The organism is Spirabiliibacterium pneumoniae, assembly GCF_014884995.1.
Classification (GTDB): Bacteria; Pseudomonadota; Gammaproteobacteria; order Enterobacterales; family Pasteurellaceae; genus Spirabiliibacterium; species Spirabiliibacterium pneumoniae.
The window spans coordinates 273,009-285,525 of sequence record NZ_JABMII010000004.1; the positions used below are offsets into that span (position 1 = coordinate 273,009).

General features: G+C 47.2%; 10 protein-coding genes. All 10 read right to left on the minus strand.

Features of this window, described 5'->3' with window-relative positions:
- Window positions 1–25 precede the first annotated feature (25 nt).
- The gene (locus HPC38_RS10565; protein ID WP_208119927.1) at window positions 26–4,567 is read right to left on the minus strand and encodes a YadA-like family protein; all 4,542 of its coding nucleotides are present in this window, start codon (window positions 4,565–4,567) and stop codon (window positions 26–28) included.
- Between the two features lie 290 nt (window positions 4,568–4,857).
- Entirely contained in the window at window positions 4,858–5,628 is a 771-nt protein-coding gene (locus HPC38_RS03735; RefSeq protein ID WP_208119928.1) for a M48 family metallopeptidase, read from the minus strand.
- Window positions 5,629–5,705: 77 nt separating this feature from the next.
- Complete coding sequence (ppa, locus tag HPC38_RS03740) at window positions 5,706–6,236, minus strand: inorganic diphosphatase (protein WP_208119929.1); 531 nt, start codon at window positions 6,234–6,236, stop codon at window positions 5,706–5,708.
- A gap of 72 nt (window positions 6,237–6,308) precedes the next feature.
- Window positions 6,309–7,685, minus strand: a complete 1,377-nt coding sequence (purB, locus tag HPC38_RS03745; protein ID WP_208119930.1) for an adenylosuccinate lyase — start codon at window positions 7,683–7,685, stop codon at window positions 6,309–6,311.
- Window positions 7,686–7,694: 9 nt separating this feature from the next.
- Window positions 7,695–8,324, minus strand: a complete 630-nt coding sequence (gene hflD / locus HPC38_RS03750) for a high frequency lysogenization protein HflD (RefSeq protein WP_208119931.1) — start codon at window positions 8,322–8,324, stop codon at window positions 7,695–7,697.
- Window positions 8,325–8,396: 72 nt separating this feature from the next.
- Window positions 8,397–8,822, minus strand: a complete 426-nt coding sequence (locus tag HPC38_RS03755; RefSeq protein ID WP_208119932.1) for a GNAT family N-acetyltransferase — start codon at window positions 8,820–8,822, stop codon at window positions 8,397–8,399.
- Window positions 8,822–9,973, minus strand: coding sequence for a tRNA 2-thiouridine(34) synthase MnmA (gene mnmA / locus HPC38_RS03760; protein WP_408021840.1), 1,152 nt, complete (start codon window positions 9,971–9,973; stop codon window positions 8,822–8,824). Before mnmA ends, HPC38_RS03755 begins: the two co-directional genes overlap by 1 nt.
- Window positions 9,974–9,982: 9 nt before the next feature.
- Window positions 9,983–10,210, minus strand: a complete 228-nt coding sequence (gene nqrM, locus HPC38_RS03765; protein WP_208119933.1) for a (Na+)-NQR maturation NqrM — start codon at window positions 10,208–10,210, stop codon at window positions 9,983–9,985.
- 8 nt (window positions 10,211–10,218) lie between these two features.
- The gene (locus HPC38_RS03770; protein WP_208119934.1) at window positions 10,219–11,262 is read right to left on the minus strand and encodes an FAD:protein FMN transferase; all 1,044 of its coding nucleotides are present in this window, start codon (window positions 11,260–11,262) and stop codon (window positions 10,219–10,221) included.
- Between the two features lie 22 nt (window positions 11,263–11,284).
- Entirely contained in the window at window positions 11,285–12,508 is a 1,224-nt protein-coding gene (gene nqrF / locus HPC38_RS03775) for an NADH:ubiquinone reductase (Na(+)-transporting) subunit F (protein WP_208119935.1), read from the minus strand.
- Window positions 12,509–12,517 lie beyond the last annotated feature (9 nt).

Consider the following 12,517-nt stretch of genomic DNA (forward strand, 5'->3'; position numbering starts at 1 on the left):
TTTGTGCAAAGTGCGGTCAAAGTTATTACCATTGATAGCCTACACTGACTGCGCCACCCACATCGCCTTGGCTAGTTGCCATACCGCTGAGTTTCACACCCACATGGCCACTGTCGCTAATGCGTGAGGCGCCCACCGCTAAGGCATGTTCACCTTTGAATGTACCCACGCCCACGGCAACCATTGAGTGCCCTGGTGTGTAAGCGTGGTACAGGTTAGCGGTAGCTAGCGCACCAGCCACGCCCGCACGCGCATCTTTTTCAACACCGTTGATGCGGTTGTTCAAGTTTTGTTGAACTTGATAGAGCTGCCCACCATTCACGGCATCTTTACTATTTGGTGCTATATGACCAGGTGCCACATTGGTGATGCGAGTGTTGCCAGCATCAATGCCGTTTTGGTTGATGTTCACCTTGCCCACTTTCACAGAGTCAAAGCTGACATCTTTTTTAGTCGCCACATTGAAATCATAGCTGCCGTCGGCTTTCACGCTACGGGTGACTTTGATGTTGTCCCCTGCGCTCACACTGGTACGAGAGGCTTTGATAGCGTCACTGATGTTGCTCTTGCCAGTGCCACCAATGTTTTTGTTGGTGTATTGGCCAGTTTTGGCATCATATTGTGTGTTGCCACCAATGATGTTTTGCACGCCCACACCTTGATTATAGAGCTGACCGCCGTTGATGGCATCTTTCGAGTCTTCTTTCACTTCACCGTCAGCCACGTTGGTTAACTGCATTGGCTCTTTAGTTTTTTCAATACCAATCCGCACTTTGGCTGGCTCTGATGGTCTTAATTCCTTGCTACCATCTTTTTTCTTAGTTACGGTGTAGAATTTGCCACTAATATTGACCAACTCCTCGCCTTTGTCGTTGACGAATTGCATCGGCAAGCCAGTCACGTCAATTTCATAACTGTAGCCTATCACGTTGCCACTGGCATCTTTCACTTCTTTCAGTTCAGACACTTGGGTGTTATAGCCATTGTTGATAACAATGCCTTTATCGGCAATTTCTTTGGCTTTATCAGCTAATACTTTGGCGTTTTCTTCTGGAGTTGGGTTAGCAGCCTCGGTGTTGGTTGCTAGCTTCCATGGTGTTCCATTACCATCTACACCATCTTTGCCATCTTTACCGTCCTTACCGTCTTCACCTTTTGGGCCTTTAAAGGCATCATCGTCTTTCAAGGCTTCTTTATTAAGAGAAAGGGTTACCTTTCTACCGTCCTGCTCAACCTTTAAGCCATCACCAGCAACCAGTTTAAAGATGTCTGCAAAGCCAAAGGCTTGTGGGGTAGACTCAGCATTAGGCGTTTTATCATCATTAACGTGTTTACCTAAAGCACCTGTTCCTGTTTTATCCACCACCAAATTCCACACATTGGCGCCAGCCAAGGCTTTCAACTGTGCAACGTTTACAGCATCCGTATCTTCGGAACCTGCTGCTACGTTAGTAATTTGACGAGTCGCATCAGCATTACCAACGGATACTGCAGCTAACTTACCTTTTACCGTTTTCTTAATCGCTGCTTTATCATCCGCAGAGGTTGCTTCTAAGGCGTATACTTTATTCACTTTAGCGGCCGAACCTGCTTCGATAGTATCCGTGCTCGTATCTACCGCATCCGCATCAATCGCTTGACGATTAGCTACAGATTGTGCCCCTAGAGAAACGGCCCCATCCAATGCCGTAGCATCATCCGTATTAGAGGCTACAATTTTAGCGCCATCACCAAGAAGAACCCCATTCTTCGTTCCTTCTTGAACCGTGATGTCCGAACCAATTAATTGGTTATTAGAAATACTTTTACCAATTTTATTAGCATCTTTATCTTGGAACCCTAATACCACGTTGCGTTTTACGTCAGAACGATCATCCGCATCACCAACGACGGACACATAATTGCCCATTACAATATTTTCTTCTGCATTCGTAACCGTATTATAGCTACCTTGTTCACTCAAATGTTTTACATTAGTAGCTTTATTCATATATCCATCAATGGATACATATTCACTCGGTTTGTCATCACCACCGCTCTTTAATTGGTTGTTAACACCGCTCACATTCACAAAGTGAGAATTATCAACTTCATTGGCACCGCCAAAAATACCTACAGATGCGAGTTCTGGTTTTTTGCCTTCACTATCCGCTTTATTAAGTAAGCTGTTCAATTTGGATGGATCCGTGATATTAGTAAAGCTTGGACTAGAAGCGAGTTTAAGTTCTGTCATCGAATTAGTGATTTTATTGCCCATCCCCATAATCAATGAGCCATTACTATGTTCAATAACGTTAGCCGTACCCGTAATTGCATTCGCCACACCATCAAATGTTGCAGCAGCTCCTTTATCCGCGGTAGTAGAATCTGCTTTAATCGTATTCAATGTACCATTAATTGTGGAAGCAAAACCTTGCGAGTGTAACCCTCTGCTAAAAGTTTCTGTTGTGCCTCCTTTAATATCAGAATAAGAGCCTGTGATTGTAGAGAAATGCGCACCAGCATAACTATCCGCACCAACAGAAACTACCCCACGACGGTTAGCGCTTTTAGCTTCATTTCGCGTAGATTTCATACCAATGTCAACAGTACTTTCATTAGCATAGGTATCTTTACCGATTGCGATACCGGATACACCGCCTGGCAAATTACGAAAATCGCCCAACAAACCCACACTGCTACCATCTACTGATTTGGCATTTGTACCAATAGCAATACCTTCTTTAGTAGATGGGCCCATATCTTCAATATAAGCACCTTTACCAATAGCTACACCATTCGGGGAGAAGGACACTCCATCACCAATAACGATGGAGCTTTCGCCTTTTGCACGAGCACCAACACCAATAGCCAATGCTTTATCTTTAGTTGCGGTCGCTTTACCAACTGCCATAGCATCTTTAGCCGTTGCACCATCATTATTGTAGTTTGGATTACCTGTAGTATTTACATGGAAATAGTGAGTCGCATTCGATGAAGCTAATTTAGAAGCTTCTGCTGCCACGTTAGCGACAGCATAAAGTTGGCTGCCATTAACCGCATCGGTCGAAGTGCTAGAAATTTCACCAGCGGCCACGTTTTGAATACGGCGTTCTGCCCCAGCGGCCCCCACTGTCACCACACCTTTAGCGGTGGCGCCAGCAAAGTCGGAGTAAGTGACCGCACTTTTACCAGTGCCAATTGTCGCACTCGACACTTCTCCAGTATCACCAGCTGTGGTCGTTGCGCCGTCTTCGCCAGCGCTAGTTTTTACGGCCGTACCAACTCCAGCGCCCGCCGTTGCACGGGATTCATTGCCGAGATATACGGAATTATCTACGTCGGCTACTACGGAGTTACCCAATACATGCATGCCCACTGCTTCGGCATTCTTAGCATCTTCTTTACCAATCGTATTGTTATTGCCGAAGGAGTAAGAATTTTTCGAATATACTTTGGAAGGATCACCGAAAGCGCCGGCATTGTCGCCGTAAACTTCATTTAATACACCTACAGCGATAGAGTTAACACCTTCTGCATGACTTGTATCACCAATCGCAATAGCTGACTCTCCCAAAGCTCGAGTTTCAGAGCCGACAGCTACAGTAAAATCACTATTAGTCCAAGCTTGATAGCCTAATGCTACGGATTTATTCGTTGAATTTCTTTGTTTAGGATTTTCTTTATCCAAATTAAAAGCATTATTAGCCCAATATCCTAAAGCAACATTAAAGTTACCATCATTCAAATAACCTGCACGTCTCCCTGAATAAATATTGTCACTGCCATGTGCTGCACGACCTGTATCACTGCCTATATAAACATTTTCATGACCTATTGCACTTCTTGCTACGTCCATACCAGCATAAACATTGACACTACCAGAGGTTAAGTAACCTGCATTGTTACCTATATTAATATTGTAGCCCGTAGAACCGCCTTTTTTAGCTTGTCTACCTGCTTGGTAACCAACGTTAACATTGCCACTTCCTTCTGCATCTTTACTGGACCAACGGCCAATAGAAATGTTTTCTTCCCCTTCTAATCCTTGGCCAGCTTCACTACCAAAAGCAAAGTTAAAGTACCCCGTTGTGCCTACCCCCGAAGATACACCGACGGACACGGAGTGATAGCCTGATGCTGTCGCTTGATACCCAACGGCGACTCCATTCCCTTTAGTCCCTTTACCATTCGTAGTAGCTGCCACCGTTTTGGCATCCCTGCCAATCACTACAGAGTTATCTCCTATAGCGCTGGCATTGGAACCGATAACAATATCATAATTATCTTCTGCTTTTGCCGCATCACCGACTACGACATTACCAGTCGCATCAGCTTTTACGGTTGCTGCCGCTGTTGGTTCTGGACCATTAAGTACTACATTCGTTTTTGCCGAACCATCTTGTACTGCCGCAGTTGCACTCACAGACACCGCCCCCAACACGAGAGCGGCAGCGAGGGTAAGGGTGGCTTTGACCGCACTTTGCATTTTTTCGCTTTTCGCACGGGTTACGCCGCGAGCAAGTTCGGAGGTCACCACCATTTGGTTTAAATGACGGTTGAAAATCACTTTAAAAATCTTGTTCATTGTCAAATCCTTAGGTTGGTTTATATAAACGTGTTTAGTATTGCGCAGTTCTGATTAAATTTTAATTTGATTTTGTTTTTTTTTTGAACAAGATCACATTTTGTTTTCGTTGCTTGCTGTGTTTTTGTTCGATTTTCAATTTACGTTAAAACACACTGCAATTTTTGTGAGGGTTGGGGTGGGTCTTGACTTCGTCATCGCTATCGGTTTTCGCCGTTTTGAGCAAGCGTTCGATGCAAAATGATGAGCAACAAAAAAACCGCACGTTAAAGTGCGGTTTTTGAGAAAGATTACTTTATCTTGCTAGATTGGTTATAAAGCGCCATCGCTTGTGGCAATAATCGTTGCAAATTCGCTTGGCGATCAGCGTTGGTTGGATGGGTTGAAAGAATGCTTTCAATCGTGTTGCCTGAGCTGCCAGTGGCTTGGCTCATTTTCTCCCACAAGTGCGGTGCGGCTTGCGGATTATAGCCCGCTTTTGCCATCAGCATTAAGCCCACTTCGTCCGCTTCGGTTTCGTTACTGCGTGAAAAGGGTTTGTTTAAGCCGTATTCTTGCGTTAATCCGATAACGGGGCGAAAATCCACGCCAGTCACTGCGGCTACTGCCACAGAGCTGATTTCAGCGAGAATGCCTGTCGCCATATTGAAATTGACGCTTTGCTTGCCATGCTCTTTGAGTGCATGCGCCATTTCATGGCCCATTACGGTGGCGATTTCGTTGTCATTGAGTTGTAGGCGATCAACCAAGCCAGTGTAGAACATCATTTTGCCACCTGGCATTGCCCACGCGTTAAGCTCTTTATTTTTCATCACCGTGATTTCCCAGTCAAACGGTACGCCTGTTTGGTTTTCTTGTTGGGCGATCGGTTTTAGGCGAGCAAACACCCGTTGAATGCGTTTTGCCGTTGGCGAGCTGGTGTCCACCATGCCTTGCGCGCGCATTTGTTGCACCGCTTGCGTGTAGCTGTTAGCGGCTTCTTGATTAACGCTGCGCGTGTCGGCACAGCCACTGATGATGCCAAATGCCAATGTGGCTGCCAGCCAGAATTTTTTTGTCATAACGCCCCCAATTGCATAAAAAAACCGCACTTTATGTGCAAAGTGCGGTTTATTTTACTTAACTTTAAACGAGAATGCTATTTTTTTGCCGCGCGTTCAAAAGATGTACGAATTTCTTCGCGGGCAGCGTCCACGCCTTCCCAGCCGTCAACTTTCACCCATTTGCCTTTTTCCAACGCTTTGTAGTTTTCAAAGAAGTGTTGGATTTGACCTTTCAGCAATTCTGGCACATCGTTGATGTCTTTGATGTGGTCGTATTCTTTGCTTAATTTGGTGTGCGGCACGGCGATCAGTTTGGCGTCTTCGCCGCTTTCATCGGTCATTTTCAACACACCCACTGGGCGGCAGCGGATAACGGAACCTGGAAGCAACGGATACGGGGTTGGCACCAACACATCCACTGGGTCACCATCTAAAGAAAGAGTGTTGTTGATATAGCCGTAGTTGGCTGGGTAAAACATCGCGGTGCCCATGAAACGGTCAACAAAAATAGCACCAGTTTCTTTGTCTACTTCGTATTTGATTGGATCAGCATTCGCTGGAATTTCAATCACAACATAAATATCATCTGGCAATTCTTTGCCTGCTGGAACATTTTTTAAGCCCATACTATTTTCCTTTTTGTTAGTTTTATGGGGCGATTATGCCCCAATTGGTTTAATTTGTCGAGCCACCGCACTTTATGCTTTTGGCAATTTGTCAACCAACTCAACCGCCGCACCGATGTAGCCTTCAGGTGTGAGCGCTTTCAAGCGCGCTTTTTCTTGATCGGGAATGGTTAAGCCGTCGATAAACTGCTGCATCGCCGCTTTGTCCACTCGCTTGCCGCGAGTCAGTTCTTTAAGTTTTTCATACGGCTTTTCAATGCCATAACGGCGCATTACAGTTTGGATTGGCTCGGCGAGCACCTCCCAGTTGTGGTCAAGCTCGTCACGCAGGTGTACTTCGTTGACCTCAAGTTTGCTGATACCTTTACGGGTGGCGGCATAGGCAATCACGCAATAACCCAAGCCCACACCAAGATTACGCAGCACAGTGGAGTCAGTCAAATCCCGCTGCCAGCGTGAGATTGGCAATTTGGCCCCCAAGTGCCCCATCACCGCGTTGGCAAGCCCTAAATTACCTTCGGAGTTTTCAAAGTCAATCGGGTTGACTTTGTGTGGCATGGTGCTTGAGCCGATTTCGCCAGCGATAGTGCGTTGTTTAAAATGGTTAAGCGCAATATAGCCCCACATATCGCGGTCAAAATCGATCACAATGGTGTTAAAGCGCGCCACGCAGTCAAATAGTTCTGCAATGTAGTCGTGGGGCTCAATTTGGGTGGTGTACGGGTTCCACGTGATGCCAAGGCTTTCCACAAAGCGTTGGCTAAAGGCGTGCCAGTCAAGCGCTGGATACGCGCTCAAATGGGCGTTATAGTTTCCCACTGCGCCATTGATTTTGCCTAAAATCTCGCAGTTTCGTAGCTGTTTGAGCTGGCGCTGCAAGCGGTAAGCCACATTCGCCATTTCTTTACCCACAGTGCTTGGGCTGGCGGGCTGGCCGTGCGTGCGAGAGAGCAGTGGAATGGTTTTATAGCGTTCAGCCAAACCTTGAATGTCATTTAATATCGCCTGCCACGCAGGGATTAAAATGGTTTCTTTGGCGGCTTTGAGCATTAACGCGTGAGAGAGGTTGTTGATGTCTTCTGAGGTGCAAGCAAAGTGAATAAATTCACTCACCGCCGCCAATTCTGGCATCACCGCACTTTGCTCTTTTAAGAAATACTCCACCGCTTTCACATCGTGGTTGGTGGTCTTTTCGATCTCTTTGATGCGCTCGGCGTTTTCCAGCGAGAAATTGGCCACAATATTGTCTAAAAATGTATTGGCGTCAGCACTGAGCTCTGGCACTTCGTGAATATCAGCGCATTGTGCAAGGGCTTGCAGCCAACGCACTTCCACTGTAACACGGTGTTTCAGCAAGCCAAATTCACTGAAAATGCCGCGCAATTGTTGGGTTTTGTCGCCATAGCGCCCGTCGATAGGGGAAAGTGCGGTCAAAGGGGTGAGTTGCATAGTCTGTCCTTATTCAATGGAAGCAAGAAGTTGTTGAGCAGTTTGAAAATAGGCTTTGCGCGCAAAAAAGAGTTTAAGCCGCGAGCCACCACACTGACGCCACAGCACCGCTGAGCGCATGCCACATAAAAGCGCGCTGCGAATACGGTGGTGAATGGCAATTTGTTGTAGGTACAGCGGCGAACCTTTCACTTGAATTTTCGCGCCCAAGGGGCTAATGACATCCACATAAACACTCGCCACGCTGGCGAGGAATTGATCATCGAGCAGATCCACATGCTGATGCTGGCGCATCAAATTGCCAATGCGCACACCCAGCTGGCTTTTCGCCTGCGTGTTTTTATTCAGTTTATTTTCCAGCACCAACAAACTCATCCAATAGCGACCAAGCTCAGCATCAAACTGCCCTTGATGGCCACCAAATTGTTCAAGCAACGTGGTTAACCCAAGTCTAAGGTTGGCAAGATCGCCGCCGTAAACATCCAGCGTGTCGCTCGGCGCGGTATTGAGCAAACTTTTCAAGCTGGTACGCATGGCGTTTTCATCTGCCACGCCTTGGTGAGAAAATTGATGCACTAACTTGGCGCTTTGACACACGCCCGCCAATGCCATTGTTAAATCAGTGTATGGGTTCGCCATCGCGAAAAGTGATCCTATTGAGTGTTTTGTGCAATATACCACCAAATCGACTTTTGATAAAGCCACAGGGCATCAGCACAGTGTTTTGACGTAATAATTCAGCTCGCGCCAGTGGTACCAACCGCACTTTTGCCAAAAACGATTGCCACTTTCATTGTCAGCGAACACTAACAACCGCGCCATAGTAACGTTTTTCGCCCGCAGTTCGCGCTCCAAGCGCGCCAGCAGTGTCTGCCCCACACCTTGGCGTTGATAGGCCTGCGCCACCGCCATGTGATAGAGCGTGGCACGGCGACCATCAAAGCCACACAGCAGCACGCCGATAATCGCATCACCATCAACAGCAACGAAACTCAAATCAGGATTATGCGCCAAAAAGCGCGCAATGCCCTCAGGGCTGTCGTCTTGCTCGCTCATGCCCATGCCAGGCGTAGCAGCCCAAAGTGCGGTCACTGCGTCATAATCCGACAGCGTCATCAAGCGCAAGCGATATTCCATCAGGCGATCCGCTGCTCGATAATGCCACCACCTAAGCAGACTTCGCCTTGATAAAACACGGCGGATTGCCCTGGCGTGACCGCACTTTGCGGTTTTTCAAAGCGCACTTCAATGCAGTCCTCGCCGCGCGGGATAACACGACACGGAATGTCTTGCTGGCGGTAACGGGTTTTCACCGTACAGGTAATTTCCCCATCGAGTGCTTGGCGGTCAACCCAGTCGAGTTGTTGCGCGATCAGGCCTTTCGAGAACAGTCGCGGGTGATCGTGCCCTTGGGCGACAATCAGCTCGTTGTTGGCGACATCTTTATCCACCACATACCACGCCTCTTCGCTGGCATTTTTCAAGCCGCCAATGCCAAGGCCTTTGCGCTGGCCGAGGGTGTGATACATCAAGCCGTCGTGCTGGCCGATAATCTCATTATCCACCGTGCGGATATTGCCAGGTTGCGCAGGCAAAAAGCGCGCAAGGAAGTCTTTAAATTTACGCTCACCGATAAAACAAATGCCCGTGGAGTCTTTCTTTTTGGCGGTCGCCAGCCCCAACTCTTCGGCAATTTGTCGCACCACGGGCTTTTCCAACTCGCCAACAGGGAAGAGGCTTTGCGCCACTTGGCGATGACTTAAGGTGTAGAGAAAATAGCTCTGATCCTTATTGACATCTAGCCCGCGCAAAAGTGCGGTTTTACCATTGCGCTCACCACGGCGCACATAATGCCCTGTGGCAATGAAATCCGCGCCTAAGTCTTCGGCGGCATAGTCTAAAAAGGCTTTGAATTTGATCTCTTTGTTGCACAAAATGTCGGGGTTGGGTGTGCGCCCAGCTTTATATTCTGCCAAAAAGTGCTCAAACACATTGTCCCAATACTCGGCGGCAAAGTTGATTTTATGTAGTTTGATCCCGAGCTTGTCGCATACTGCCTGCGCATCGGCCAAATCGGCGGCAGCGGAGCAATACTCACTGCCATCGTCCTCTTCCCAATTTTTCATAAACAAGCCTTCCACATGGTAGCCTTGAGCTTGCAAAATATAGGCGGAAACCGACGAATCCACGCCACCCGACATCCCCACAATCACTTTTTTGTCGCCATTGGCGGCACGCTCTGCATCGGTTAAATGGCTAATGGCAGCAAAGGTTGCTGAGTGTATCACATCTTCTCCTTATAAAATGCGCTCTTGCTGCGCGAGTTTGTCAAGGCGTGCTTGCTCTTGCGCCATTTTGGCTTTACGCTTGTCGCACGGCTCAGGGCAATCGCACACTTTTTCAAGCCCAAGGCTTGAAATACCGCCACAGCTGCCCGAAATCGTGCGCCGTTTTATGATATAACCGATCGACATGGCTAAAATCACCAGCAAAAACACCCCAAATGTGATCAAAAAAACCTTCATACCCTGTCCTATTCTTTGATTAATTGTTTGAACGCATCCGACATTCTAATCTCAAAACCTTGCTTTGTCTTAACAATCATGTAAATCGCTAAGCCATCTTTTTGCGCCAGTGCCATGGCTTTGTCTTCGCCAAGCACAAAAAGGCCAGTGGACAAGCCGTCTGCCGTCATACATTGCGGCGTGATCACGGTGATCGATGCCAATTGATGTTGGATCGGCTTGCCTGTGTTGGGATCAATTTCGTGAGAAAAACGCACGCCGTTTTCTTCAAAATAGTTGCGATAATCGCCTGAGGTTGCCATACCCATATCTTTTAGCCCCACAATTTGCTGCACTGCGCGGGTGCCGTCAAATTCAGGTTTTTCAATCGCGATTTGCCACAGCTGCCCTGCGTTGTTTTCCCCTTTTGCACTGATCTCTCCGCCGACTTCGACAAGGTAGTTTTTAATGCCTTGCGAGCGCAAGTAATCCGCCACTTGATCCACCCCAAAACCTTTAGCAATGGATGACAAGTCAAGGTAAAGCTCAGGCACAGTTTTACGCAAGCGATACTGCCCGTTACTTTCTTCTAAAATTAATTTATCAATGCCCACCCACGCACGGCGTGCGTCAATTTCTGCCTGTGTTGGGGCTTTATCAGGGCGATGCTCTGGCCCAAAGCCCCACAAGTTCACCAGTGGGCCGACGGTAACATCCAGCGCGCCGTCAGTCACTTTATTAAGGCGGAGAGCTTCTTTCACCACACGGCCAAACTCAGGCGAAATCGAAAGTGCGGTCTGGGTATCGCGCAGTTGGTTGAACTGCGAGATCTCCGAGTCTTTCATGTAGGTGGACATTTGGCGGTTAACTTCAGCGAGTACCGTATCAATACCTTGGTGAATTTGCTCTTCATCAGCAACTTTGTCATCACTGCCAACAATGTACTTCACATGATAAGTTGTACCCATGGTTTTGCCTGCTATCACCACTTCTTTTTTGGGCTGAGAGCAGGCGCTAATAAAAAAGGCTAGCCCGACGAGGGCCAGCCAGTTAATCATTTTGTTTTTACGCATTTTTAATCCTAATGCAAGTCTATTAACCGCCGAAGTCATCCAACAGGATATTTTCGTCTTCAACGCCTAAGTTTTTCAGCATGCCGATAACAGCCGCATTCATCACTGGCGGCCCACACATATAGTATTCACAATCTTCTGGCGCTTCATGGTTTTTCAGGTAGTTTTCATAAAGCACGTTGTGGATAAAGCCAGTGTAGCCGTCCCAGTTGTCTTCTGGCAATGGGTCAGAAAGTGCCACATGCCACACAAAATTATCATTTTCAGCTTGCAAGGTGTCAAAATCTTCCACATAGAACATTTCACGTTTAGAACGTGCACCATACCAGAACGACATTTTGCGTTTCGAGTGCAAGCGTTTGAGCTGGTCAAAAATGTGTGAACGCATTGGCGCCATGCCTGCGCCACCACCGATAAAGACCATTTCTGCATCAGTATCTTTGGCAAAGAATTCACCAAATGGACCAGAGATGGTGACTTTATCACCTGGTTTGAGCGACCAAATATAAGACGACATTTGTCCTGGTGGCACATCTGGGTTGTTCGGTGGCGGGGTTGCAATCCGCACGTTGAGCATTATGATGCCTTTTTCTTCAGGATATGATGCCATAGAATAAGCGCGCACAATATGCTCATCAACTTTCGACACATAACGGAACAAATTGTATTTATTCCAGTCTTCGCGATACTCTTCTGGTACGTCAAAGTCAGCGTATTTCACTGTGTGTGGGTCAGCCTCAATTTGAATGTAGCCACCCGCCCTAAACGGCACTTCTTCCCCTTCTGGGATGGCCAATTTAAGCTCTTTGATGAATGTAGCCACATTGTCGTTGGAAATAACGGTACATTCCCATTTTTTCACTCCAAAGATCTCTGGCTCCACTTCCACTTCCATGTCGGTTTTTACGTTTACCTGACAAGACAAGCGCCAGCCCTCTTTGGCTTCTTTTTTGCTGATATGTGACATTTCAGTTGGTAAAATATCACCACCACCTTTGAGCACCTTCACTCTACATTGCCCACAGGAGCCACCACCCCCACACGCAGATGAGACAAAGATCCCTTTACTGGCCAAAGCACCAAGCAATTTACCGCCCGCAGGAATGTGAATCGCTTTTTCTGGATCTTCATTAATCTCAATTGTTATATCGCCAGAATTCACCAATTTAGATTTAGCCAATAAAATTAATACGGCTAAAGTCAATACTATCAGGGTGAACATTGCGATACCTAAGATAATCTCCATTTCATTCCC

Excerpts from the sequence above, each read along its gene's own strand:
- HPC38_RS10565 (WP_208119927.1), bottom strand. The coding sequence starts at position 4,567 with ATGAACAAGATTTTTAAAGTGATTTTCAACCGTCATTTAAACCAAATG.
- HPC38_RS03735 (WP_208119928.1), bottom strand. The coding sequence starts at position 5,628 with ATGACAAAAAAATTCTGGCTGGCAGCCACATTGGCATTTGGCATCATC.
- ppa (WP_208119929.1), bottom strand. The coding sequence starts at position 6,236 with ATGGGCTTAAAAAATGTTCCAGCAGGCAAAGAATTGCCAGATGATATT.
- purB (WP_208119930.1), bottom strand. The coding sequence starts at position 7,685 with ATGCAACTCACCCCTTTGACCGCACTTTCCCCTATCGACGGGCGCTAT.
- hflD (WP_208119931.1), bottom strand. The coding sequence starts at position 8,324 with ATGGCGAACCCATACACTGATTTAACAATGGCATTGGCGGGCGTGTGT.
- HPC38_RS03755 (WP_208119932.1), bottom strand. The coding sequence starts at position 8,822 with ATGGAATATCGCTTGCGCTTGATGACGCTGTCGGATTATGACGCAGTG.
- nqrM (WP_208119933.1), bottom strand. The coding sequence starts at position 10,210 with ATGAAGGTTTTTTTGATCACATTTGGGGTGTTTTTGCTGGTGATTTTA.
- HPC38_RS03770 (WP_208119934.1), bottom strand. The coding sequence starts at position 11,262 with ATGCGTAAAAACAAAATGATTAACTGGCTGGCCCTCGTCGGGCTAGCC.
- nqrF (WP_208119935.1), bottom strand. The coding sequence starts at position 12,508 with ATGGAGATTATCTTAGGTATCGCAATGTTCACCCTGATAGTATTGACT.